General features: G+C 53.8%; 20 protein-coding genes. 9 read left to right on the forward strand and 11 right to left on the reverse strand.

The features are described from left to right. Positions 1-64 precede the first annotated feature (64 nt). The 3 genes from AMUC_RS08775 to AMUC_RS08785 are packed head-to-tail and all read right to left on the reverse strand — an operon-like array spanning position 65 to position 3,129. A complete protein-coding gene (locus tag AMUC_RS08775; protein WP_012420678.1) occupies positions 65-922 on the reverse strand; it encodes a diacylglycerol/lipid kinase family protein in 858 nt (285 codons plus the stop codon). Continuing rightward, positions 919-2,058 carry a transglutaminase-like domain-containing protein gene (locus AMUC_RS12105; protein WP_012420679.1) on the reverse strand — a complete coding sequence of 380 codons (1,140 nt, stop codon included), beginning with the start codon at positions 2,056-2,058 and terminating at the stop codon, positions 919-921. Before AMUC_RS12105 ends, AMUC_RS08775 begins: the two co-directional genes overlap by 4 nt. 12 nt (positions 2,059-2,070) lie before the next feature. Then, positions 2,071-3,129 (reverse strand): tRNA dihydrouridine synthase, encoded by a 1,059-nt coding sequence (locus tag AMUC_RS08785; RefSeq protein ID WP_012420680.1) that lies wholly within the window; start codon positions 3,127-3,129, stop codon positions 2,071-2,073. Positions 3,130-3,199: 70 nt separating this feature from the next. Here AMUC_RS08785 and AMUC_RS08790 point away from each other — a divergent pair, with 70 nt between their 5' ends. Continuing rightward, the gene (locus AMUC_RS08790) at positions 3,200-4,399 is read left to right on the forward strand and encodes a 4-hydroxy-3-methylbut-2-enyl diphosphate reductase (RefSeq protein ID WP_012420681.1); all 1,200 of its coding nucleotides are present in this window, start codon (positions 3,200-3,202) and stop codon (positions 4,397-4,399) included. Positions 4,400-4,535: 136 nt separating this feature from the next. Here the strand turns inward: AMUC_RS08790 and AMUC_RS08795 are convergent, their stop codons facing one another. Both AMUC_RS08795 and rpsT read right to left on the reverse strand, forming a co-directional pair. Further along, positions 4,536-4,757, reverse strand: coding sequence for a hypothetical protein (locus tag AMUC_RS08795; RefSeq protein WP_022198802.1), 222 nt, complete (start codon positions 4,755-4,757; stop codon positions 4,536-4,538). A gap of 80 nt (positions 4,758-4,837) precedes the next feature. Then, positions 4,838-5,101 carry a 30S ribosomal protein S20 gene (rpsT, locus tag AMUC_RS08800; RefSeq protein ID WP_012420682.1) on the reverse strand — a complete coding sequence of 88 codons (264 nt, stop codon included), beginning with the start codon at positions 5,099-5,101 and terminating at the stop codon, positions 4,838-4,840. Positions 5,102-5,261: 160 nt separating this feature from the next. On the opposite strand from rpsT, the gene AMUC_RS08805 reads away from it, so the two are divergent. The 4 genes from AMUC_RS08805 to AMUC_RS08820 all read left to right on the forward strand — a co-directional run bounded on the left by AMUC_RS08805 (position 5,262) and on the right by AMUC_RS08820 (position 10,591). Then, a complete protein-coding gene (locus AMUC_RS08805) occupies positions 5,262-5,870 on the forward strand; it encodes an HAD family hydrolase (RefSeq protein ID WP_012420683.1) in 609 nt (202 codons plus the stop codon). A gap of 149 nt (positions 5,871-6,019) precedes the next feature. Further along, entirely contained in the window at positions 6,020-7,873 is a 1,854-nt protein-coding gene (gene ilvB / locus AMUC_RS08810; RefSeq protein ID WP_012420684.1) for a biosynthetic-type acetolactate synthase large subunit, read from the forward strand. 714 nt (positions 7,874-8,587) lie between these two features. Beyond that, positions 8,588-9,421, forward strand: coding sequence for a basic secretory protein-like protein (locus AMUC_RS08815; protein WP_012420685.1), 834 nt, complete (start codon positions 8,588-8,590; stop codon positions 9,419-9,421). A gap of 273 nt (positions 9,422-9,694) precedes the next feature. Continuing rightward, entirely contained in the window at positions 9,695-10,591 is an 897-nt protein-coding gene (locus AMUC_RS08820) for a phosphatidylserine decarboxylase (RefSeq protein WP_012420686.1), read from the forward strand. Positions 10,592-10,729: 138 nt separating this feature from the next. On the opposite strand, the gene rpe is transcribed toward AMUC_RS08820, so the two are convergent. Both rpe and leuS read right to left on the reverse strand, forming a co-directional pair. Beyond that, positions 10,730-11,383, reverse strand: a complete 654-nt coding sequence (rpe, locus tag AMUC_RS08825; RefSeq protein WP_012420687.1) for a ribulose-phosphate 3-epimerase — start codon at positions 11,381-11,383, stop codon at positions 10,730-10,732. Positions 11,384-11,407: 24 nt separating this feature from the next. Further along, positions 11,408-13,981: a leucine--tRNA ligase gene (gene leuS, locus AMUC_RS08830; protein WP_012420688.1), complete on the reverse strand. Its 2,574-nt coding sequence runs from the start codon at positions 13,979-13,981 to the stop codon at positions 11,408-11,410. A 169-nt stretch (positions 13,982-14,150) separates the two neighbouring features. On the opposite strand from leuS, the gene AMUC_RS08835 reads away from it, so the two are divergent. Then, positions 14,151-15,836 (forward strand): sulfatase, encoded by a 1,686-nt coding sequence (locus AMUC_RS08835; protein ID WP_052294477.1) that lies wholly within the window; start codon positions 14,151-14,153, stop codon positions 15,834-15,836. 316 nt (positions 15,837-16,152) lie between these two features. On the opposite strand, the gene AMUC_RS08840 is transcribed toward AMUC_RS08835, so the two are convergent. After that, complete coding sequence (locus AMUC_RS08840) at positions 16,153-16,899, reverse strand: hypothetical protein (protein WP_143245853.1); 747 nt, start codon at positions 16,897-16,899, stop codon at positions 16,153-16,155. 221 nt (positions 16,900-17,120) lie between these two features. Between AMUC_RS08840 and nspC the strand changes: the two genes are divergently transcribed. Both nspC and speA read left to right on the forward strand, forming a co-directional pair. Beyond that, a complete protein-coding gene (nspC, locus tag AMUC_RS08845) occupies positions 17,121-18,323 on the forward strand; it encodes a carboxynorspermidine decarboxylase (RefSeq protein ID WP_012420691.1) in 1,203 nt (400 codons plus the stop codon). Positions 18,324-18,346: 23 nt separating this feature from the next. Next, positions 18,347-20,284 carry a biosynthetic arginine decarboxylase gene (gene speA / locus AMUC_RS08850; protein ID WP_012420692.1) on the forward strand — a complete coding sequence of 646 codons (1,938 nt, stop codon included), beginning with the start codon at positions 18,347-18,349 and terminating at the stop codon, positions 20,282-20,284. Between the two features lie 70 nt (positions 20,285-20,354). Here speA and AMUC_RS08855 read toward each other — a convergent pair whose 3' ends face one another. After that, on the reverse strand, positions 20,355-21,449 hold the full coding sequence (locus tag AMUC_RS08855) for a tyrosine-type recombinase/integrase (RefSeq protein WP_157738271.1): 1,095 nt from the start codon (positions 21,447-21,449) through the stop codon (positions 20,355-20,357). Positions 21,450-21,772: 323 nt separating this feature from the next. Between AMUC_RS08855 and AMUC_RS08860 the strand changes: the two genes are divergently transcribed. After that, positions 21,773-22,207, forward strand: a complete 435-nt coding sequence (locus AMUC_RS08860) for a hypothetical protein (protein WP_042448209.1) — start codon at positions 21,773-21,775, stop codon at positions 22,205-22,207. A 440-nt stretch (positions 22,208-22,647) separates the two neighbouring features. Here AMUC_RS08860 and AMUC_RS08865 read toward each other — a convergent pair whose 3' ends face one another. Together AMUC_RS08865 and AMUC_RS12685 are read right to left on the reverse strand one after the other, a co-directional pair. Further along, positions 22,648-23,295, reverse strand: coding sequence for a hypothetical protein (locus AMUC_RS08865; RefSeq protein ID WP_012420694.1), 648 nt, complete (start codon positions 23,293-23,295; stop codon positions 22,648-22,650). A 1-nt stretch (position 23,296) separates the two neighbouring features. After that, on the reverse strand, positions 23,297-23,545 hold the full coding sequence (locus AMUC_RS12685) for a hypothetical protein (RefSeq protein ID WP_143245852.1): 249 nt from the start codon (positions 23,543-23,545) through the stop codon (positions 23,297-23,299). Positions 23,546-23,806: the final 261 nt, after the last annotated feature.

The raw sequence follows: 23,806 nt of genomic DNA on the forward strand, positions 1-23,806 counted from the left end.
AGAAGGTAAGGGGGGCTGGGGGCTTCCTGGCTTCTGTCGGAAAGGCCTGTTTCCCCGCTGCGTTTCAGGGGACGAACACTTTCAGCGAGCCGGGGCGGGTAATGCGGACCGGAGCGTTTCCTGCATAATCGCCGTCCAGTTCGCAGGAGGCCTGTCCGGCGGAGGTGACGGATCCCCCCGTCATCCGGATGTATTCAAAACTGCCGCTCCTCCGGGAATGAAAGCCCCCATGGACTGCGGCCATCAGGAATTCCCCGATGATGGAAGTAATGGAATGCCTGAATACTACTGCGTCCAGAAGGCCGTCACTGTTGTCCGCTTCAGCAAAGAAGTTAAGCGGCCCGCCATACTTGCGTCCATTGCCGAAGATGATGAAGCGGCCTTCCAATACCCGGCCTTCATCTGTGGTCAGGGTGAGGTGCGGCTGTTTTTCCGTACAGACGCGGGCGCCGGCAATTACGTAGGCAAGGGCTTTCCATTTTTTTTTCATTTCCCATGTGGTCAGTTCTACGGCTCGGGCATCCGCGCCAATGCCCGCCATTTGGAGAAAAACTTGCCCGTTGAATGCGAACAGGTCCACATTTTTGGAACGCCCCGTGTTCAGAATGTGCAGGGCGTGGTCGAAATCCGGGCGGATTCCTATTTCCCGTGAAAAAACATTCATGGTACCCGCAGGGAAGGGGGCCAGCACCGTTTCCGTATTGCAGAGGGCCCTTGCCGCGATTCCCAGCGTGCCGTCTCCCCCAGCCACAGCCACGGCAGGCGCTCCGGAATTAGCCTGAGAAACCAAATGGTTCAACATGTCTTCCCTGCTTTCCGGTTCAATGACGTCAAAAAAATCCCGGTGCCGATCCAGCCAGCGGCGGAATCGTCCGGATCTGGCGCTGCGCGCCGTGTTATTGAAAAACAGGGGAATTTTCATGGAGCGGACACGAAGAAGTTCAAAATCTGAACCGGGGCCTCCGTGTGTGCCACAGGTTCATGGCGCACGGTTCCGTCAGGCAGCTTGAACTCCAGCATGCCGCGGGAAATATTGTCCGGCAGGAGTACCTCAAGAAACTTCCTCATGTCGTCGGACGGTCCGGGTGTAATGCCTTCCGCCAGAACTTTCCCTTCTTCCGATTTGAGGACGACGTGCAAGGGAAGCCTTCTGGCACCGTTTTTTCTCTCTTCCCTGATGTCCAGCATCAGCCGGCTGCCGGGCACATATTCCGGTTGGGCCGCCACCCATTCATTCGCCAGTTTCATGTAGCGGTCCGTGATATTGACGGCGGGGACGGTACGGCTTTCCGGAGGGAAAGCCAGCGCGTGCCGTTTGTCGTCGTAGCGGGCTTCCCATATCATAGGGAAAAAGGCTCCTGAAGGTTCTTTTTTCCAGGAGGTGGCATAAATGGCGTTCTCCGGTTTGCGGGGATCCAGCATGCTGATGGCGGACATCACCCACGGGGTGTTGAAGTCCTTTTCATTGTATTCCAGCATTTTCCATTCTCCGTCACACCAGGCTTCCACCCAGTTGTGGTTGCCGCGCACGTGGTTCCAGGTAAGAACGCCCGCCATGCGGGCCGGAATGCCCACGGAGCGAAGAGCGCAGATTAGCAGGATGCTTTGGCCCGTACAGGAGACCTTGCCGGATTGCAGGGATTCCTTGACTCCCTGGTGGGGAACTCTTCTCTCCGTGGAATAGCGTACATTCAGGGTTTTCTGGATGCGGGAGGCGATGGCGAGGGCGGCTTCCCGCCCCGTCTTGCATGGGGAAACAAGCGGTGCGAAGAGGTGATGGAACTGCTCCCTCCATTCGTCGCGCGGTTCGTTGACCACGGCATAAGGGAGAACGTTATTTTCATAAAGTTCCCACGGAACCTGGGCAGCCCAGGGGAATTGGCTCCGTGCAGCCAGGGCGAGGCGGACTTCCCGGACCAGCCTTTCTTGCGTAACCGTTCCCCTGTCCTGCGCGGGCATGTAGGCACGCAGAAACTCCACCCCGTCCTGAATGGCGTCATGGGCGGCGCAAATAGCGGCGGTCAGGCCCGGGAGAAGGGCGAAAGGCAGCAGATTCATGAACGTTGAAATTCATACCTGAATTCCGGGAGGGAGACAAGCTTCCTCTTGCGCAAGAAGGGTATGGAAATGGGCAAAGAGATGCGTGTCTTCCGGCGGAGTGGGGGCAAAGGGTGCGTCGTTATCCAGAATATCCTCGCAAATGCGCATGAAATCGCGGGCGGTTTTCGCCCTTTTCATGTAATGGTCAAAAGTGTCGGGAAGTCCCCGCGCGGTATAAACCAGATATTTTTTCATGCGGTGGATGTGTTTTTCCTCCACATAATGTTCCTGCATTTCCCGCGTGCGTTCATAAAGGCGGCGAATGTAGTGCAGCACGTTCCGGAAGGTAAGGTCTGCTGCAGGATGGCCCTGAAAGCGGGAATGAAGCTGTGAAAATATCCAGGGATTGCGCAGGGCTGCCCGCCCAATCATCAGCCCAGCTGGCCGGGCCAGCCGCACCCATGCCTCCGCTGTGGCTGCATCCACAATATTTCCGTTGGCGACTACTGGGCATTTCAGCATTCCTGCGGCCCATTTCACCCATTCCGGGTGTACTGGGGAGCGGTAGCCCTCACGGACGGTGCGGGCGTGGATGCACACCCTGTCCGGGGAATGGGAGGCAATTACCGGAAGAATCCGTTCAAACTCGTCCGGCGTTTCGTATCCCAGGCGGCATTTGACGGTGAAGGCTCCGGGGGGCAATACGTCCCGAAGCGCTCCCAGGGCCGCGTCCATGGCCTTCAGGGACCGCAGCATGCCTCCGCCCGCATTTCTCCGGCATACGATGGGAGCGGGGCAGCCCATGTTCAGATCCACGCCTGCACAGGCGTGTTCCATCAGGACCTGCGCATCCCTTGCCAGGTATTCCGGTTCATGGCCCACGAGCTGTCCGTAAATGGGGCGGCCTGTAGGATTTTCATCAATGGAGCGCAGAATGTATGGCGACATCTTTTTATGATGGGCCACCGTCCGGAAATACTCCGTGATGAAATAATCCGGCAGGGAATTCAAGTCCTTCAATGTGTTGAGGAAAGCCAGATCCGTCACATCTTTCATGGGGGCCAGGGCCAGGAGCATGGGTCTGTGCATACCGTGAAAAGCTCCGGTTGGCAAGCTGTGATTGTCTTGACGAAAGAAGGAAAGTGTGGAAGCTGGGAGCATGAATCAGGACTCAACCCGCAAAGCCAGAGTGAATGTGAGACGGGCCGAAGTAATGGAGCAGGTGGAAAAGGAAATCCAGCAGCATTACCAGAGTGAATTGATTTCCCACATCCGTTCTGCGGGCAATGTGTACAATCTGGGCCATACGGAATTTTTTCTCGCCCGGGAGTTCGGGTTCTGCAACGGCGTGCGCCGTGCTATTGATATAGCATATGCGGCACGCAGAGTGTTTCCTGACCGGCGGATTTTTCTGATTGGGGACATTATTCACAATCCGGAAGTGAACCGGCAGCTGGAGGAAATGGGCATTCGAAAACTTCCCTGGAAGCAGTTGGATTCCTCCTATGACCGGGTTGCTCCGGACGATGTGGTGATTATTCCCGCGTTCGGTGTTCCCACTCCTTTCATGGATGCGCTGGAGGAGAAGGGCGTGCAGATTGTGGATACGACATGCGGGGACGTGATGAAGGTCTGGAAAAGAGTGAAGAATTACGCCGCCATGGGGATTACCTCCATTATCCACGGTAAGGCTACCCATGAGGAAACCAGCGCTACGGCTTCCCGGGCTCTTGGGGAACGGGGAAGGGGGAAATACCTGGTGGTTTACGATTTGGAGGATGCCCGTATCCTGTGCGACTACATCATGGGCCGCGGAGACCGCGAGGCATTCCTGAAACGGTTTGAAGGATGCTGTTCCCCGGGATTCGATCCCGACCGGGATCTGGAGGAGGTTGGCATCGCCAACCAGACCACCATGTTGAAAACGGAGACGCAGACGCTCCAGAAGATGGTGAAGGATGCCATTGTTCAGAGGGATGGGGACGATGATAATTTTTATGTGTTTGACACCATTTGCGGTGCTACCCAGGATCGCCAGGATGCCCTGTATGAACTGCTTAAAAATCCTCTGGACGTCATGTTTGTGGTGGGTGGCTACAACAGTTCCAACACAACGCATCTGGTGGATATTGCCAGGGAGCATGTGCCCACGTACTTCATTGAGTCCGCAGAATGCATCAAGTCCATCCAGTATGTGGATGCTTTTGATACGAAGACGCGGGAAGTGCGCCGCATGACTACGGAACCGGTAGTGCAGAATCTGGGCAAATCCCTGAAGGTGGGAATTACGGCGGGCGCCTCATGTCCGGCCAACCTGATTGAGGCCACCATCCTCCGCATTGCGGATCTGCGCAAGTAGCAAAACGCCTCCGGTTTGGCGAATGAGAAAAAAGAAGAGTTCTCTTTCAACGGCGGCACGACCGTTTTTTCCGTAACACGGCGCAGTAGCCTGGGCTGCGGAAGAAAGCATAGGGAAAACTGCGCGGGAGCGTTTCCTAAATTTCCAAATCTTCCGGTGTAACGGAACGTTGTTCCCGGGATGCAAGCAGTACGGCTTGTTCCACGACATATTCCGTATTGGAGTCAAAACGGTAGGCGTTGCAGTTGGGACACACTGCCGTAGTCAGGGATACGATGGAACCGCAGGCTTCGCAAACCTTGAAGTCCCCGGGACGGTCAATAATCAGTTTGGCTTTATCCAGGCGGGATTGCTGCATGGGAGTAGAAAATAAAACAAGCCGCTCAGCAGAACAGAGCGGCTTGCCATAAAGAATCGTCAGAAAACCGAAGTGAAAACTCAGGCGATTTTTGCGATGGCCTTGGCGGCCTTGCTCTTGTAGTTGGCTGCACGATTGGCGGGAATGGTGCCAACCTTGGCGGCTTTGTCAACGGCTGAGGAGAAAGTGTTGTAGGCAGCAGCAGCGGCTTCCTTGTCGGACGTTTCCACCGCAGCGGCAACTTTCTTGCGGAGGGTCTTCAACTTGGAGGTCACGGCGCGGTTGCGGGCGGTGCGGGTTGCTGTCTGGCGGATGCGCTTGAGTGCGGATTTGGTATTGGCCATGTTTAAAAAAGGTTCGGTTTCCGTTTCGAGGTGGCAAAAACATTAGAATAACAGGACAAAATGTCAAGCTCTTGATGTATTTTTTAAGGCATTCCTTTCCTGCACGGACTGACTGTGGGCTTTACCGGAAAAGGAGTTTGTGGCACTATATTCTCCCGTTATGAAGAAACGCGTGGATTTGCCTGAAAAAAAATATGAAGGATATATTTTTGATTTGGACGGCACCCTGGTGGACAGTATGCCGCTCCATTACAGGGCATGGCGTGAAGCCCTGGCTCGAGCGGGGGCTCCGGACCATGTGTTCCGGGCGGATGAATTTTATTCCTGCGGCGGAAAATCCGCCAATGATGTGGTGCGTTTTTTAAATGAACGGTACGGCATGCACATGGATGCGGCGTCCACAGCTGCGGACAAGCGCCGCATTTATTTGGAAATGCTGGAAAAGGAAGGCATGCAGCCTATCCGGGAAGTGGTGGAATTCGTGCATTCCCTGGGAGACGCCCCCAAGGCGATAGCTACCGGGAGCGCCATGCCGGGAGCGTCCCGGACTCTGGCTGCTGCCGGACTTTCAGGCCTTTTTGATGTGATTTTGACGCCGGATGAGGTGGAGCATGGCAAACCTGCTCCGGACATGTTTTTGAAGGCGGCGGAACTCCTGGGGGCATCCCCGGACCGTTGCGTGGTTTTTGAGGATGCCGAACCCGGCATGAAAGCTGCCGCGGCCGCAGGAATGGACTGCGTACAGGTCCGGCGGCCATCCCTGTCCTGATTCCTCTTTCCGGATTTGGTACGGAAGGGGATTCCGGGATTTTCCTCCTTTCTCCATGCCCTTCTTCCTTTTAAGGAAAAGGCTTCACATTGCGCCCGGAATGCGTTAGAACCTTTTTTCCTATTGAACAAATAAAATATTATTTGCACATGAGCACAAACGACAAAACATCATCCGCCCCGACGAAAACCCGCATGACAGGAGCTGAAGTGCTCGTGGAATGCCTCGTGCGTGAAGGTGTAGACGTCGTCTTTGCCTATCCTGGCGGCGCCAGCATGCCGATTCATCAGGCCCTGAGCCATCAGCCCAAGATACGGACCATCCTGCCCCGCCATGAACAGGGCGGGGCATTCGGCGCGGAAGGCTATGGCCGCGTTACGGGCAAGGTGGGCGTTTGCATTTCCACTTCCGGCCCCGGCGCCACCAACATGATTACCTCCATTGCGGATGCTTATCTGGACTCCACGCCTCTGGTGGCGATTACGGCTCAGGTCATGCGCTCCTTGATTGGACGCGGCGCCTTCCAGGAAACAGACGTATTCGGCATGACCGCCCCTATCGTGAAGCACAGCTATCTGGTGACGGAACCGGAAGAACTGCCCCGTATCATCAAGGAAGCCTTCTACATCGCTTCCACGGGCCGTCCGGGCCCTGTGCTGATTGACATGCCCAAGGACGTGCAGGAGGCCGTGTTCACACCGGACTTTGACATGGAGATGGATATTCCCGGCTACAACCCCGTGCTGCCCGTCCCTGCGGACAAGCTGGAAGAACTCATCCCGTTGATTGAAAACGCCAGGCGGCCTGTCATTTACGCCGGCGGCGGCATCATTTCTGCGGAAGCTTCCGGGGATCTTCTGGAATTTGCGGAACGTTCCCAGATTCCTGTGGCGACCACCCTGATGGGCATTGGCGCCATGCCGGAAACCCACCCTCTTTCCCTGCGTTGGCTGGGCATGCACGGAGCCGTGTTTGCGAATAACGCCGTGAATGAAGCGGATCTGGTTATTGCCCTGGGCGCCCGGTTTGACGACCGCGTAACAGGCGCCGTCAATATGTTCTGTCCGGAATCCACGATCGTTCACATTGATATCGACGCCAGCGAGATCAATAAAAACAAGAAGGTGGCGTATCCCATCCGCGCAAACGTGAAGGACGCCCTCCAGGTGCTCAACTCCGCTCTGGCCGCAAAAGGCTGGGAGCGCAAATCCTCCGGCTACACCCGCACTCCTGAATGGTTCGGCGTGATTGACAGTTGGAAAAAACAGTACCCCTTCTCCTATGAGGACCGCAAGGGGTATATCGCCCCGCAGGCTGTCATTGAGGAGCTCTACCGCCAGACGGCGGACAAGGACCCCATCATCTGCACGGGGGTGGGCCAGCATCAGATGTTTGCCGCTCAATTCTTCAAATTTGACAAGCCCCGCCGTCTGGCCACTTCCGGCGGTTTGGGAACCATGGGCTATGGACTTCCCGCCTCCATGGGAGCGTGCCTGGCTTATCCGGACAGACTGGTCGTGAATATTGACGGGGACGGTTCCATGCTCATGAATATTCAGGAGCTGGCAACCATTCATGTGGAGCGTCTGCCCGTCAAATGCATTATTCTGAACAACCAGCACCTGGGCATGGTGGTCCAATGGGAAGATTTGAAGTATGATTCCAACCGGGCCCAAACCTTCCTGGCGGACCCGCACGACAATTATGATCCTACCCATAAAACGGAAGATGTCATCTACCCGAACTATCCGCTTATTTGTGCCGGATTCGGCGTCAAGTGCGAGCGTGTGCTTCGCATAGAGGAGCTTCCGGCGGCTATCACCCGGATGATTGAATCCCCTGAGGCCTATGTCCTGGACGTCATGGTTCCCCATGATGTGCATGTGCTGCCGATGATTCTGGGGGGCATGAGCTACAAGGATGTGATTCTGGAACGTATTGCCGGGGATGGTTCCGCCAAAAAGGCGTCTGAACTGGGCAAGGAAATCCCGACTGCCCTGTAAGAGCGAGGCAAGCTTCTTCTATTGAGCCTTAAACAGGAGCCGTCCGTAAGGGCGGCTCCTGTTGCATGGCGGCGCAAGTGGAATGCAGGTCAGTTGACTGCCGTTAGGGTGGCAGCAAGGCATGTATATAGATCCGGATATTCCTGTTTTCCGGTAGGTGAATTCCTGGTTTTGTGAAGGAATGAGGAAGATGTTTCTGGACGCAGTAGAAAAGAACGGTTAGCATCAATGAGCCAAATTGAGTGCAAGCTGGCTCGGACGTGAAGTAACTGAGGTTTTCTAAGATGATGCCACATCGGATGCTGCGCTTGCGCCAACCTCAAGCTCACAGAAAATTGCCGGGAATCCAGCGCATGCTGTAAGCGATTGAGAAATGTAGCTTAACAGAAAAATTCCCTTTGATCAGGCCTGGCCGCATCCGGTTCTTGCATCAGGTTGGCGCAAGACCTTTGTTGCATGTTTGATACTCAAACCGTATTCGTCAGGCCGTCGCACCCACACGGGTGCGTGAATTGAAGTTTTTATGTATGTTTGACATATTTAAATACGAATCGTTGTTTTATTAAGGGAGGGAGATATATTGAAATAAGGGTATTTGTTGCTGAAGAATGAAAGATGGATTTTTGTGTTTTTTGTTGAATGCAATATTTTGACGGAGGAAGTTGGTTTTTCGGCTGATAGAGGAGAAATGACGGGAAGTATTATTGGACGAATATGAAAAGATATTGTCTGGTTTACGGGTTATGTTTGTGCCTGTTCATGGGGATATTTTCATGTATTCCGGAAGCTCCGGAGCATAAGACGGAAAAAGATGCCTCAGCCATTGTTCTGGATGAGGATTCGGATATAATCTGGAGGAATTTTTCTTTGGGCCGCATTTCATTCGATGATAAGGCTCCGCATAGTAAAGGTTCCCGCATTTTTCGCCGATTGATTCCAGATACGGAGGTTTATATCCGTCAGTTGTCCCGTATTGTTCTCCATACGTTGTATGAGAGTCCTGAAGAATATATTATTCCTGTCCACCATTTGCGTTTCATGCTGGAGGATACCGATGGAGTTGCCTGCAAATGGGGAGGAAATGGAGAGGTTGCCATTTCCTGCAGCACGCGCCATATTGAGAGTTTGTTTAAAGATGATGATGATGCGGCGAAGGTTTATTTTGAAATTCGAGGAGTCTTGTTGCATGAGCTAACCCATGTTTACCAACAGGAACCCCAGGGGATAGGTTCCTATGGAACGAACAGGGAATTTAGAGCATTTATCGAGGGGATGGCTGATGCCGTTCGTATAGCTAACGGGGGATTCCATAGAGGAGCCTACCGTCCTACGGGCGGCAGTTATATGGATGGCTACCTCCATGCAGGTTATTTTTTTGTGTGGCTGCGGGATTATAAAGACCCTGAATTTCTACGCAAATTTAACCGTAGTGCTCTTGAGGTCGTTCCATGGTCGTTTGATGGCGCCGTTAAATATGCCTTGGGCAGCGAGTATCATATTGATGAGTTGTGGCGGGAGTATCAAAGGGTGATGGAAGAGGAAAAATAGAGGCGCTTCATAGTTCAGGAGTTTTGATGGGATATCTAGACAGGAGGCTGGAATAGAAGGAATGGCCGTGGAGAGCGTTCTTAAGGCGTGGGTATTTCTCGTTTACCATTTTTGAAAAGCAAGGTCTGAGTGGCCCGGCAGAAAGACAGGATGCCTTGGACAGAGGGATGGGAAACGGTGAGGAGGAGCGAGAAGCACCCATGCTGGAAACGGGAGGCAGGGATATTCTTTCGGCTGGACAAACGGAGGGACGGAAGACATTCTAGGCGTTCCATGGAGGGCATACGCTATTACAACCGCTATACGGGCAGGGAGGAACGGGAACAGGTACCGGGGGAGAAGTATATGCAATGGATTTACGGCACTGCTTCGGGGAAGGCGGCACTGCATGTCCTGATTAAACGCGGCGTTTTTTCCCGTCTGCTGGGTTGGTTGAAGAATCGCCCTTCCAGCGCCCGCTCCATTCCCTCCTTTGTGGAGGAGTACGGCATTAATATGGAAGATTCTCTCAAGGGAATGGGGGAGTTCAGGCATTTCAACGATTTTTTCTACCGCCGCCTGAAACCGGGAGCTCGCCCTCTGGCCGGCGGGGAGGATACGGCCGTTTTTCCCGCGGATGCCCGGCACATGGGCTGGGAACGCGCCGACCGAATTAAGAATGTTTTCGTGAAAGGGCAGCGTTTTGACCTGCCTTCCCTTCTGGGGAGCGACACCTTGGCTGAGCGGTATGCGGCTGGCGCCGTCGTCTTGTCGCGCCTGTGCCCTACGGATTACCACCGGTTTCATTTTCCAGTGTCCGGGGTGCCCGGCCCCTGGACGAAGCTGGGAGGCCCGCTGGCAAGCGTGTCTCCGTATTGCCTGCGCGGCCGTCTGGCGTGGCTATGGACTAATAAAAGGAATTTGACCCTGATCCGGTCAGAGTTGTGGGGAGAGGTCGCCATGCTGGAGGTGGGGGCTACCGGAGTTGGGTTGATTGAAGAGACGTATGTTCCGGGTGTTTTCTCCGCAAGAGGGGCGGAGAAGGGGTATTTTGCCTTTGGTGGCTCCACGGTAATGTGCTTTTTTGAACCGGGAAAAGTCAGTTTGGCTTCCGATTTGTTGGAAAAGACGGAAGAAGGCCTGGAGCTGTTTGCCCGGCAGGGTGATATGATGGGCACGGCAGCGACATAGTTTTTGGGCAGGCGTGCCTGTCCCGCAATGTTGTGAATAGGGCTCTTCCCTAGAGCCTGATGACGGAATACCGGGGATGGACTCCGGCGTTTCAGGGCGGATTTTCGGATTTTTTGATTTTCCGAAGTGCCAAGTGGTTCATTTCATTTCCGCAATGGCGTGGGCCATATCCGGAGCCTTGAAGGTAGAGGAGCCTGCCACCAGCACATCCGCTCCGGCCAGAGCGCACTGAGCGGCATTGTTTTGGCCAATTCCTCCGTCCATTTGAATGAGGAAGGAGGCGCGGTTTTCCGTGCGCCATTCGGCGGCTTTTTCCACCTTGTCCAATACGGAAGGCATGAAGGACTGGCCGCCGAAGCCAGGCACTACGGACATGACCAGCAGCAGGTCTATTTCCGCCAGGTAAGGTTCTACGGCTTCAAAGGGTGTGGCCGGGTTGAGAGCCAGGCCGTTTTTTACTCCGGCTTCCCGGATTCGCCCGAGTGTGTTGCGAATGTAGTAGGAGTCTCCCAGTTCCACGTGAAAGCAGATGAGGTTCACACCTGCCCTGACGAAGCGGTCAAAGTAGTGGTCCGGCCGTTCTATCATCAGGTGGGCATCCAGAAAGCGGTCCGGCCCCACCGCTTTTCTGACGGCGGCGCAGATTTCCGGGCCAAAGGAGATGTTGTCCACAAAGTGGCCGTCCATGATGTCCAGATGCAGCCAGTCGGCACCGGCGTCAAAGGCCCGCCGCGCTTCCTCCCCAATGCGGGAGAAATCAGCGGCCAGCAGGGACGGGGAGATTATGGTCATGGCTGAGGGAGGCTTTTCGGGATGTCAGTTGGCTACAATGTTGACGAGGCGGCCGGGTACGACAATTACCTTGCGCACAGTGACGCCGTCCAGGAAGGTTTTCACCTTGGCGGAAGCCAGGGCCTGTTTTTCCAGTTCTTCCCGGGAGATGTCCTTGGGCACTTCCAGTTTGTCCCTCAGCTTGCCGTTCACCTGGATGACCATGGGAACGGTATTTTCCTCCAGCAGGGCTTCCTCCCATTCAGGCCAGCTTTTCTGGCAAAGCTGCGTCTGGGCCAGAGCCGGGAAGGCTGTTTGCAGGCGGCTGTGTATTTCTTCCGTAAGGTGGGGGGCAAAGGGATTCAGCAGAGTCAGGAAAGCATCATAGTCCTGAACGTCCACCACATCCGCGGAGGTCATGGCATTGGTGCATTCCATCATTTTCGCGATGGCGGTGTTGAAGGACATGCCATTGATGTCCTCCGTCACTTTTTTAATGGTTTTGTGCAATTCCTTGCGTACGGCAAGCACCCCGGCTTCCGGAGCGTTCTCCACCAGTTTGGAGTTGATTTCCCATTCTCCTTCCTGATTTTCCCGGAAGGCCACGCGCCAGACGCGGGCCAGGAAGCGGGAAATGCCTTCCACACCTTTGGTTGCCCAAGGTTTCACGTCCTTGAGAGGGCCCATGAACATTTCATATAACCGCAGGGAGTCCGCGCCATATTCGCGGACGATGTCGTCCGGATTGACGACGTTGCCGCGGGATTTGGACATTTTCTGGCCGTCTTCCCCTAGGATGAGCCCCTGGTTGACGAGTTTTTGGAAGGGTTCATTGGTGCTGAGGTAGCCCAGGTCAAAGAGCACCTTGTGCCAGAAGCGGGCATAGAGAAGGTGGAGCACGGCGTGTTCCGTGCCGCCCACGTACAGGTCCACGCCTCCGGGGGAGCCGGCGGAGCCCATCCAGTATTGTTCCGCTTCCCGGCTGACGAAGCGTTCCGTGTTGGCCGGATCCAGGTAACGCAGGTAGTACCAGCAGGAGCCGGCCCATTGGGGCATGGTGTTTGTTTCCCGGTGGGCTGTGGGCGTGTAGGCTATCCATTCCGCAGCCTTGACCAGCGGGCCGCGGGGGTCTCCCGTGGGGGCGAAGTCGTCCAGATCCGGCTGGAGTACGGGGAGTTCGCTTTCCGGCAGGGCGCGGTGGCGACCGTCTTCCCATACGATGGGGAATGGTTCCCCCCAGTAACGCTGGCGGGAGAAGAGCCAGTCGCGCAGCTTGTAGTTTACTTTGCGGCGTCCCTTGCCGTTTTCTTCCAGCCAGAGGATCATTTTTTCCTTGGCTTCCGGAGTAGGCAGCCCGGTCAGGAAGCCGGAGTTCACGCTGGAACCTTCATAACCGCAGAAGCCGCGCCAGTCCGTGTCTTCACTGGGCGGCTGAACTACCTGGAGTATGGGCAGGCCGAAGACCTGGGCAAAGGCGAAGTCGCGTTCGTCATGGGCGGGGACGGCCATGATGGCTCCGGTTCCGTAACCCATCAGCACATAGTCCGCGATCCAGACGGGAATTTGTTTTCCATTGACCGGATTGACGGCATAGGCTCCGGTGAAGACCCCTGTTTTTTCCTTGGAGAGGTCCGTGCGTTCCAGGTCGCTTTTGGAGGCGCACTGGGCGCGGTATTGTTCCACAGCATGTTTCTGTTCCGGCGTGGTGACGGTATCTACCAGAGGGTGCTCCGGGGAAAGAACCATGTAGGTGGCTCCAAAGAGGGTGTCCGGCCTGGTGGTGTAAACAGTGATCGTTTCTCCGTCCAAGGTGAAGTCCACTTCCGCACCTTCCGATTTGCCTATCCAGTTGCGCTGAAGCAGTTTAATGGATTCCGGCCAGTCCAGGGGCTCCAGCTCGTCAATGAGGCGTTCCGCGTAGTCCGTGATGCGCAGCATCCACTGGCGCAGGGGGCGGCGTTCCACGCGGTGTCCCTTGGATTTCCATTCCTCCACTTCCTCATTGGCAAGGACGGTCCCCAGGTCCGGGGACCAGTTGACGGCAGCTTCCGCTACGTAGGCCAGCCGGCGCTGGTCGATTTCTTCCCGGCTCAATCCCTGTTCCTCCAGTTCGGAAACGGGGCGCGCCTTTTTCAGTTCCTTGTTGTAGTAGGAGTTGTAAAGCTGGAGGAATATCCACTGGGTCCAACGGACGTATTCATGGTCCGTTGTTGCTATTTCCCGGTCCCAGTCGTAAGAGAACCCCAGCATTTTGAGCTGGCGGCGGAAGTTGTCTATATTCCGGAAGGTAGTGACGGAGGGGTGCTGTCCGGTTTTAATGGCGTATTGTTCCGCCGGAAGGCCGAAGGAGTCCCACCCCATGGGATGGAGCACGTTGAAGCCGTTCATGCGTTTGAAACGCGCTACAATGTCCGTGGCGGTGTACCCTTCCGGATGGCCCACATGCAGGCCCGCCCCGCTGGGGTAGGGGAACATGTCCAGCACGTAGTATTTGGGTTTGGACGCATCAAAGCCCTCTTCTCCGGGGTTATTTACTTTAAAGGTTTTCCTCTCGTCCCAGATCTGTTGCCATTTAGGTTCAAAAACGTCAAAGGGATATGGTTTCTTGCGCTCGGACATGACGGGAGGGAATGTATACTCCGCCCGCGGGTCAATCAAGCCTAAACCCGGCGGAGTGCAGGCGCTTCCAATGCTCCTGGGGCATGATGCCGTTTTTCGGAAAAAAGGGGAAAGGTAAGAAGACGTTTGCGCGTATTTTTTAACTGAAAGGTTTTTGTTGATTGCAACCATGAAGTTTACTTCCTGTATTATGTCCGCCGTTTGCGGAGTATTGTTCCTGTTTGCCGGGGCATCCGCTCTGGGCAATGGTTCCAACACTGTTTCCGGAAAGAAGCCCAATATCATCGTTTTCCTGGTAGATGACATGGGATGGCAGGATACTTCCCACCCGTTCTGGTCCGACAGCCAGGGCAACCCGAAGAAAACCTTTTTGAACAGGCGCTACCGGACGCCGAATATGGAGAAGCTGGCTTCCCAGGGCATGACGTTTACGGATGCATATGCCCATCCCCTTTGCACTCCTTCCCGGGTGAGCCTGATGTCCGGCATGAATCCGGCGCGGCACCGCGTGACCTGCTGGGTACGGGAACAGAACGGAACGACGGACGCCAACAGCAGGAGCCTCCTGCCTCCGGACTGGGCGTTGAACGGCCTTCAGCCTATAGGCACTCCCGCCAGGGGAACGACAAAACGCCCCATTTCCGGGGAGGATATGCGCTATCACATGACGCGTCCTTTTGCCACGGCGGCTACACTGCCGGAGATGCTGAAGAAGTGCGGTTATGTTACCGTCCATTGCGGGAAGGCCCATTTCGGCACGCAGGGAACTCCGGGTTCCAATCCGTTGAATATGGGATTTGATTATAATATCGCAGGTACGGAGATCGGCCATCCGGCGGATTACCGCGGTTCCAGGCATTACGGAAAGGGGTTTAACCATGTGCGCGGACTGGATGAGAATAATTATTACCAGGACGATGTATTTTTGACGGAGGCCCTGACGCGGGAGGCCATTAAACGCCTGGAAGCCATCAGGACCAATCCCAGGGAGGCTGGCAAGCCCTTTTATCTGTACATGGCCCATTACGCTTTGCATTCTCCGCTGGATGAGCGCGCTTACGACAAGAGGTTTGCGGATGCCTACAAAAACCCGGAGGACGGCCACAAGTGGTCCCGGACGGAGAAACATTATTCCGGGCTGATCGAGGGGATGGACAAAAGCCTGGGGGATATCATGAAGTATCTCAGGGAACATCATCTGGAAAAAAATACCGTACTGGTGTTTATGTCGGATAACGGAGGCCTGGCCATCTCCGGCAGACTGGGCAATGAAGAGGCCAATTACCCTCTTTCCTTCGGCAAGGGGTCATGCATGGAAGGCGGTATCCGGGAGCCTATGATTGTTTCCTGGCCGGGCGTGACGAAGGGCGGTTCAAGGTGTGCCGTTCCGGTGGTTATTGACGATTTTTTCCCAACTCTTCTGGATATCGCCGGATGCCGGAACGTAGAAGTTCCGCAGAAGCTTGACGGCTTAAGCCTGGTTCCTTTGCTCAAAGGCGGCCGGTTTCCTGAAGACCGCCCCCTTTTGTTCCACCAGCCGAATAATTGGGGGGAAGGCAGCCGGCAGGCGCCTCAGTATACTTCTTCCACCGCATTGCGCCAGGGGGATTGGAAATTGATTTACCGCCACCTGACCCAGAGCTTTGAGCTGTACCATTTAAGGAAAGATATCGGCGAGAAGGAAAACCTGGCTTCCAGGGAGCCGCGGAAAACCAGGGAAATGGCTGTTGTCATGGGCAGGTTGCTCCGGGAGAGGAAAGCGCAGATGCCAACCTATAAGAAGGACAATGAGCTGGGCGCTCCTGCCGGGAGTTCCGTTCCGTGGCCCGACCAGGTGAAGGGGAATGGTTTTTGATGATCCGCAATAACGTTTTTCCAAAGTTTTTTCATAACCCCCGGCAGGATTCACATCCCGCCGGGCGGACCGGGTCGAGGCTGGGGTGCCCTCACTTCTTTTTCCAGTAGTTTTTTCTGTCCGGTATAGGAATGGTGTGTGTTTTCTTTTCCGGATGCAGGATCATCGTTTTTCGTGAATGAAGGCCTCAGCTTTTTTCGGAGCAAGGGGAGGAATGAGCAAGGGAACTGGTTCGGGAGGGATAAAAAACGCCCCGACGGATATGGCGTCGGGGCGTGACAGAGGTTAAATAACGAAGTTCCCTGAAAGGGAGGGTTTAAAAATCGTCGGTGACAGCGGCATCATCCGTTGTCGTGGTATCTTCGCTTTCAGCAGCGCTGTCCGCAGAGGGCTCCTCTTCCGTTCCGGCAGTATCGTCGGCAGGAGTTTCTTCCGTAGCGCCTGGTTCAGAAACGGACGTTGCTGCGGATTTGGCAGCGGGCACTGCGGACGGAGCAGCTCCCTTGGGCGGAACAACGACTTTCATGGCCGGAGGGGCGGGAACGGGAGTTTCCAGACCGTCAGCCTTGCGGGTGCTGACGCGGAGTCCGTCAGCATAAGCCAGGTTTTTCAGGATGGCATAGCCCAGGGCGGGAGCCCGGTCCGTCGTGTTGACCAGCATCTTGAAGTGGTTGTTGACGGACATCTTGCGGGCGTCCTTGCCATTGCGGAAGGGAATGATGCCTGTCATGTTGCCGTCATTGTCAATGCAGATCGCCCAGAAAGAGCGGTCTACCTGGATGAAGTACTGCGGGCGGATGTAGTCCATCGTTTTCCATTCAGCGCCCTTGATGTATTCCTCCATGGCGCGGCGCGCATTGGCCGGCATGCTGCCCCAGTCAGCGTAAACCCGGGAGGTCAGCGTTTCACGGCCATTGTAGCCGTGCACGGATACGTGCTGGGCAGTAGCAAATTGACGGGCATAGCTCTCGGGAGAGGCAGGTTGGCAAGAGCTGGTGAAGAGCGCTGCTCCGGCGGTCAGGATGCAGGCTGCTGCAGTAGTGAAGGGATGAATGTTAGTCATGGCAATCGCAATGGTTACGTTATAAAAGAGGAAAATACATCCCATTTCAAGGAAAAGAATGCAGGAGGTACCGTTTTGTGCCGTTTTTTGACGTTTCCGTTTGATGCGGGGGGCTGGCGGGAGTGGGGAAGGCGTTCTCATGCCCGTCTCGCAGGTATGATGGTAAATTACTAAAATTTTTCTCGCAAATCGTTCTGAATCGCTTAGGTTGTCGTTGCTTTATGTCCGCCTTTATCATCAGCCTGCCGGCCCTGGAACGCAACGCTCTTATCCTGAGGGATGTGGCGGATGCCGCAGGGTGCCGCATCGCTCTGGCGCTGAAGGGGTTTTCCTGCTGGCCCTGTTTTGAGGCCCTGTCCCCCTGGCTGGACGGCTGCTGCGCTTCCGGCCTGTGGGAGGCGCGGCTGGCCCGGCGCAGGTTCGGGAAGCATGTGCTGACTTATTCTCCCGGCCATGCCCCGGAGGAAATAGCGGAGCTGGCGGAGATTTCCAGCCATCTTGATTTTAACAGCCTGACGCAGTGGAGCCGTTTCCGGGAGGAAGTGATGCGGCATCCCCGCTTTGTTTCCGGTGAATTGAAATGCGGCTTGCGCGTCAATCCCCAATGTTCCACCGGGCATACGCCCATATATGACCCCTGTGCCCCCGGTTCCCGCCTGGGCGTGACGCCGGACATGATGCAGGGGGCGGACCTGTCCGGCATTTCCGGTCTTCATTTCCATACTTTATGCGAACAGGGAGCGGATGACCTGGCGGTAACGATGGAGGCGGTGGAACGCCACTTCGGCCATCTTCTGAGCCGCCCGGAGATTTCCTGGCTGAATATGGGAGGAGGTCATTGGATTACCAAACCCGACTATGACCGGAAGCTGCTGGCGGCACTTATCCGCCGCATCCGCGAACGCTACGGTGTGGAGGTATGGCTGGAACCGGGAGAGGCCGCTGCCATTCATACCGGGGTGCTGCGGTGCCGGGTGCTGGACCTTTTTTCCGCGGAGGGGGTGAATCATGCCATTCTGGATGTTTCCGCATCCGCCCACATGCCGGATACGCTGGAAATGCCTTATCGGCCGGATGTGTTCCAGATTGCAGGAGACGCTTCCCTCCGTTCCGCGCAGCAGCCCGCCGTACGGTTGGAAGGGGAGAGCTATGCGCTGGCGGGGAAGGCCGGGGAAAAAGCTTATACGTACCGGCTGGGCGCCCCCACGTGCCTGGCGGGAGACCGGCTTGGAGATTATTCCTTCGCGGAGCCCCTGGCGGTAGGTGACGAACTTGTGTTTGACGATATGGCGCATTATACGATGGTGAAGACTACGTTTTTCAATGGCGTGCGCCATCCGGACATCGCCGTTCAGAGAAAAGACGGTTCCGTGGAGACGGTGCGCCGTTTTTCCTATGAAGATTTTGAGGCCCGCCTGGGCTAGAATATTTGACCAGACAGATTGACATGGCAGCAGCTAAAGAAGGCATCAAGCAGAAAGTCCGCGGGTGGAGTCACCATGATTCCGCAGATTTGTACGGCATTGACGATTGGGGGAACGGTTATTTTCGCATCAGCAAAAAGGGAGAGGTTACCGTACGCCTGAATGACGAGGATGGAGGAAAGAAGGATGTCAGCCTGTGCGATTTGCTGGAGGGGCTGAAGGAGCGTGGGACTACCGTTCCCGTTCTGTTCCGGTTCCGGGATTTGCTGCGCAGCCGTATTGCGGAGCTGAACGACAGTTTCCGGAAAGCAATCAAGGAGGCGGGGTACCAGGGTAAGTACCAGGGCGTTTACCCAATCAAGGTGAACCAGCAGCGCCAGGTGGTGGAGGAGATTGCGGAGTTCGGCACCAAGTATGATTATGGTCTGGAGGCCGGTTCCAAGCCGGAGCTGATAGCCGCCATGGCCCATATGCACAATCCGAATGCCTATCTGATTTGCAACGGGTACAAGGATGACGAGTTTATTGACCTGGCGTTGACGGCCCAGAAGATGGGGCTGAATATTTTTATCGTGCTGGAAATGCCTTCCGAGCTGGACGTTATTCTGGAGCGCGCCAGAAGGATGGATATCCGCCCTAATCTGGGCGTGCGCGTCAAGCTGGCGGCCAAGGGGTCCGGATTATGGCAGGAATCCGCGGGGGATAAGTCCGTTTTCGGGCTGAACGCAGCCCAGGTGGTGGATGTGGTGGATAAGCTGAAGCAGGTGGATGCGCTGGACTGCCTGAAGCTGCTCCATTATCATCAGGGGTCCCAGATTCCAAATATTTCCGTGGTGCGCGAGGGGCTGACGGAGGCGGTCCGCATTTACGTGGACCTGGTGAAGGAGGGCGCCCCTCTGGGCACGCTGGACATGGGCGGCGGCCTGGCCGTGGATTATGACGGTTCCAAGACGAATTTCCATTCTTCCTGCAATTATTCCATTGCGGAGTTTGCCCGTGACGTGGTGGAGGTTGTGGGAGACATGTGTTCCAAGTACGGGGTTCCCCATCCCACGCTGGTGACGGAGTCCGGACGGGCCGTAGTGGCCTATTATTCCGTGCTGGTGTTCAACGTGCTGGATGTGACGAGCGCTCCGGGCGAGGAACCTCCGCCCGAGCTTCCGGATGACGCTCCGGAGCTGTTGAAGGCTTTTGCGGACACGGACCGGACGCTGGCCAGGAAGAATATGCAGGAGTGCTATAATGACGCCTGTTATTACCGGGATCAGTTGAGAGCCCAGTTTTTTTACGGGAACGCCACCCTGCGGCAGCGCGGGCTGGGAGAGGCTTATTATTGGCATATCCTGAGCCGCATTTCCCGCATGCTGGCGGAGATGGAGACCATTCCGGAGGATCTCAGGGAGCTTTCCTGCTCCATGGTGGACTTTTATTACGGCAATTTTTCACTGTTCCAGTCTCTTCCGGATTCCTGGGCCATCCGCCAGCTTTTCCCCGTGATGCCTCTGCACCGTTTGAATGAACGGCCCACGAATAAGGCCGTGCTGGCAGACATCACGTGCGATTGCGACGGAAAGATAGACCATTTCATTGACCGTGAGGACGTGGCAACCGCCCTCCCCCTGCATGCCATCAAACCCGGCGAGGACGATTATTACATAGGCGTATTCCTGGTAGGAGCCTATCAGGAGACCTTGGGGGATTTGCATAACCTGCTGGGAGATACGAATGTGGTTGGCGTGCATCTGGAAGGCGGCCGCCCCGTTTATACCCATGAAGTGGAGGGCGATACGGTGTCCGATGTCCTTTCCTACGTGGAGTATGATCCCAAGGAGTTGATCAACAAGTTCCGCACGTTTGCGGAGCAAGCCGTAGCCGAGGGGAAAATATCTCCGTCCGAACGCCGGAGAGCCTTGGAAGTGTTCCGTTCCGGATTGAATGGATACACTTATTACGAACTGTAGGAAACGGTCTTGTCTTTTGCTTCAACAGGGAGCGTTTGTCCCGTGCCGGCGCGTTTTCCTTTGTTGCGGATCAGGAGACCGGCGGTTCTTCCGGCGGTTTCGTTTCTTCAATGACCTTGGCTGGCGTCAGGGCCCAGAAGCGCGTGGCCGTTTGCGGAGAGATGCCTTTCATGTTCAAGTACCGTGTGCGGAGCAGGGAGGAGGAGCGGTGCCCCATTTCCATTTGCAACAGGTTGTAGTCCTTGAAGTGCTTGGCGTGGTAGCTGGCGTAGGTGTGCCGCAGGCAGTCCGGCACCCATGATTTTTTTCTTCCTCCCCAGCCGGCTTTTTTCCGGATTTTGCGCCACTTGATTGTCCACCCTTTCGGGCAGATGGGAGTTCCGGGGCCGGGTTTGGTCCTGTCACGGCAGAATTTGAGCCATTTGGCGAGCACGGGCAGGATGGTGACGTGTCTGGCGCCTCCGGTTTTGGTATGCTTGGAGTTCAGAATGATACAGCCGTCGCGGAGAGCGATGTTTTCCCAGAGCAGGCGTTCCACTTCCTGCGGGCGGATTCCTGCAAAGATCATCAGCGCCGCTCCAGCTGCGCAGCTTCCGTCAAATTCTTCCATGGCCGCCTTGAGAAGCTGAGTTATTTCCTTCAGCGTCAGAGCGGGGATTTCCTGCTCCTGCAGAAAAGGCGTGTCTACACGGAGGATGGGATTCTCGTCACACCATCCGCGTTTGACGGAGAACGAGAAAATTCCGCTCAAGATGAGCCTCGCTTTGTGCCTCTGCCGGGATGTGGTAAAGGTATTCATCAGGATGTTCTGGCATTCCTCCACGCTCAGGTTGCGCAGGGAGGTGTGTTCCAGTTCCGGATTGCTCTTTTTAAGCTTGTGGATGATGCTCCTGATGTCCGTCAGCGTCCGGGGACGGCGGTGGCTTTTGGAACGCAGGCATTCCACGGCCGCCGTGCCGAAACTGACGGTTTGATGTTTGTTTTTAATGGCGTTCAATCCCAGGGAGACGACTTCCCGGCACCGGGTAATGGTACAGATTTCATCTCCAAGGGCTTCCTTGATTTCTAATACCAGCCTTGCAGCCTGGATCAGGGTGACTGATTCCCCCTCCAGAAGTGCGGCTCCGACATATTTCAATTTGTTTGTATTCGGTGCTTTTTTCATGTTCATTTCTCGTGTTTGTCCAAACACGGTTTTAATGAAAAAGGCTATCCTTATAATGGGGAAAACTTATGCTTTCCACTAGAAAACGCGTAACCGTCAAGGATATGTTGTTACTTATGTTTTCTTTGAACCGGCCGGAAAATCAAAGTTTCTGATGGTGCAGGAACCGAAAATGTTAGAAAGCGCGGCTCCCTGTGCTGAATGTCAAGATGGACGTGACTTGTCCGGCATGAGTATATTTCTGTTGGAAGAGGGGTAAAGGAACGGCCGGATGAAAGTATTTTACATGGCCGGACGTATGGGATATACTGCTTCACTGTATCATGAACATCAGAATTCATTCTTTCAACGTATCATGTGCCGGCCTTTGCTGCGTATTGGGGTCTTTTTTCGCGGCGGACGCCCGTGAGATTTATTCCCTGAACGGTTCCTGGGATTTCAGTTTTAACGGGAAGCCTGCTGAAAAAGTGACGGTGCCCCATACATGGAACGCAGAGGATGCCGCCAATGGTGCTCAGGGGAAGCGGGAAGACGCCAAATCCGTCAACAGTGACGCCTACCGCCGCGGGCCGGCCGTTTATTCGCGCACGCTTCCGGTGGAGCCCAGGCCGGGCAAGAGGTATTTCATCCGCGGCGGGGGAGCCAGCATTGTTTCCGAGGTTTCCGTCAATGGGAAGCCTGCCGGCAGCCATGAGGGGGCGTTTACGGCTTTCTGTTATGAAATAACGCCCCTTTTGAAAAGGGATTTATATACTTAAGTTAGGCGCTTTTTAATTGCTTCTAAGAAGCCCCTTTGAGTTTTTTTACAAGTTCTAATGCGTCTTCCATTGTTATGAACATGCGCATGAAATTTGATTGGAAAGACTTGAAATTATACTTTTTATAAAATTTTTCGGAATTATCCCTTTTAATCTTGTTACCCCTCTCCTACTTCGTAGGGAAAGAGAATATAGATATTTGCTGGAAGAGGTTGTGTCGTTTTTGATTTTGTCAAATAATAAGAAATTGGTATTATTTCGAAAAGAAAAGCGCTACCTCACTTTTTCATGAGGTAGTGCTTTTTAACTTGTAAAGAGGAGAGGCTTCCAAAGACGTATGTTACACTATCGTGTAGTTCAAAAGTGCGTGTGTTATACATACTACACGATAGTGTAACATACGTCTTTGGAAGAAACAATATTGAAAAATGTCATTGCCTTTAAAAGCAAGCGATAACGCCTTCAACAATACTTTGTAATTTCGGACAACCGACTGAAATAGTAATGAGAGAAGAAAGAATCACCGAAGCAATCCACAGTAAAGCCTTCAAACCAAATTTAACACAATATTTCCTTTTTGCCCAATTAATATCTGATATTTTAGAATTAATATGGTCGTATAGCTCAGTATATTGATTATAGGCGTCTTCGTATTTTTTCAGAGATTTTGTTTTATCGATTCCTTCTATTTTTTTAGCCTCTCTAACTGAGAAAATAGCTTCATTGTGCAATTTTTTGTAAGTGACGTAAAATTGTCCATTATCTACTACAAATAAATCGACACGCTTAGTCCTTTTCTCAAAATTTTTAACATAATCAGATAAATGAATATTAAGGTATTTATAACAATCCAAAATTATTCTCCAAATATGTCCTTCCGCTTTTGCAATTTCATCTTTAATAGTTTCGGGCTTTAAATCAGGAATATAGCATCTAGCTATATGGTCATGTAAAGCACGAATTTCATTAAAAAGTTCTATAGGAAATTTTTCGTATTTCGCTTCTATATCCGCTATCAATAATTTGATAGTATTATTATATGTCGTATAGAGATTCTCTATACGTGATAAATAATCAGAGGAAAGCATTTTATATTTTAGCTATTTTTTTATCAAGATTAAATCTTAAAAATCTTGAAAGAGCTAAATATACAGAACCTCTTCCAACTAGTGGAAATCTATTGCGTTTTGTGTCTAATTTTAGTTTCTTGCCAATTTTAGACTCTACAGCCGCATCTAATTCAGAGGCATCCATCTCTAATATTCTAGATACAGGCACTCCAACAGAACGAGCAATCGCCTGCTTAGTTTCCTCATTCAAAGATATTTTAGGTAACATGATGCTCTCTACAATAAGTACCTCTTCAAAATGGATTATTCATAAAATATGTCAACTAATATTACACGATATTATCTATATGACGCATATTATCCATTGATTGACGATTTTTCAACCTTCTCCTCCACAGTCCCCAAAATCCATTCCTCCACCGCCAATCCTTCTTTGACGGCCCGCTTGACCATCTCATTTAGAGTAGAATTTTTCATTCGAACGACGATTTGTGATTCCAATTCCGAATTGGGTAATCGACATTCATCA

It is taken from the genome of Akkermansia muciniphila ATCC BAA-835 (assembly GCF_000020225.1).
Taxonomy (GTDB): domain Bacteria; phylum Verrucomicrobiota; class Verrucomicrobiia; order Verrucomicrobiales; family Akkermansiaceae; genus Akkermansia; species Akkermansia muciniphila.

Coding starts and splice junctions, on each gene's coding strand:
- AMUC_RS08795 (WP_022198802.1), bottom strand. CDS start 4,757: ATGCAGCAATCCCGCCTGGATAAAGCCAAACTGATTATTGACCGTCCC.
- AMUC_RS08790 (WP_012420681.1), top strand. CDS start 3,200: ATGAATCAGGACTCAACCCGCAAAGCCAGAGTGAATGTGAGACGGGCC.
- AMUC_RS08855 (WP_157738271.1), bottom strand. CDS start 21,449: ATGAAAAAAGCACCGAATACAAACAAATTGAAATATGTCGGAGCCGCA.
- AMUC_RS08785 (WP_012420680.1), bottom strand. CDS start 3,129: ATGCACAGACCCATGCTCCTGGCCCTGGCCCCCATGAAAGATGTGACG.
- speA (WP_012420692.1), top strand. CDS start 18,347: ATGGCAGCAGCTAAAGAAGGCATCAAGCAGAAAGTCCGCGGGTGGAGT.
- AMUC_RS12685 (WP_143245852.1), bottom strand. CDS start 23,545: ATGTTACCTAAAATATCTTTGAATGAGGAAACTAAGCAGGCGATTGCT.
- AMUC_RS08815 (WP_012420685.1), top strand. CDS start 8,588: ATGAAAAGATATTGTCTGGTTTACGGGTTATGTTTGTGCCTGTTCATG.
- rpe (WP_012420687.1), bottom strand. CDS start 11,383: ATGACCATAATCTCCCCGTCCCTGCTGGCCGCTGATTTCTCCCGCATT.
- AMUC_RS08820 (WP_012420686.1), top strand. CDS start 9,695: ATGGAGGGCATACGCTATTACAACCGCTATACGGGCAGGGAGGAACGG.
- AMUC_RS08860 (WP_042448209.1), top strand. CDS start 21,773: ATGAACATCAGAATTCATTCTTTCAACGTATCATGTGCCGGCCTTTGC.
- AMUC_RS08805 (WP_012420683.1), top strand. CDS start 5,262: ATGAAGAAACGCGTGGATTTGCCTGAAAAAAAATATGAAGGATATATT.
- AMUC_RS08775 (WP_012420678.1), bottom strand. CDS start 922: ATGAAAATTCCCCTGTTTTTCAATAACACGGCGCGCAGCGCCAGATCC.
- leuS (WP_012420688.1), bottom strand. CDS start 13,981: ATGTCCGAGCGCAAGAAACCATATCCCTTTGACGTTTTTGAACCTAAA.
- nspC (WP_012420691.1), top strand. CDS start 17,121: ATGTCCGCCTTTATCATCAGCCTGCCGGCCCTGGAACGCAACGCTCTT.
- AMUC_RS08840 (WP_143245853.1), bottom strand. CDS start 16,899: ATGACTAACATTCATCCCTTCACTACTGCAGCAGCCTGCATCCTGACC.
- rpsT (WP_012420682.1), bottom strand. CDS start 5,101: ATGGCCAATACCAAATCCGCACTCAAGCGCATCCGCCAGACAGCAACC.
- AMUC_RS08865 (WP_012420694.1), bottom strand. CDS start 23,295: ATGCTTTCCTCTGATTATTTATCACGTATAGAGAATCTCTATACGACA.
- AMUC_RS08835 (WP_052294477.1), top strand. CDS start 14,151: ATGAAGTTTACTTCCTGTATTATGTCCGCCGTTTGCGGAGTATTGTTC.
- ilvB (WP_012420684.1), top strand. CDS start 6,020: ATGAGCACAAACGACAAAACATCATCCGCCCCGACGAAAACCCGCATG.
- AMUC_RS12105 (WP_012420679.1), bottom strand. CDS start 2,058: ATGAATCTGCTGCCTTTCGCCCTTCTCCCGGGCCTGACCGCCGCTATT.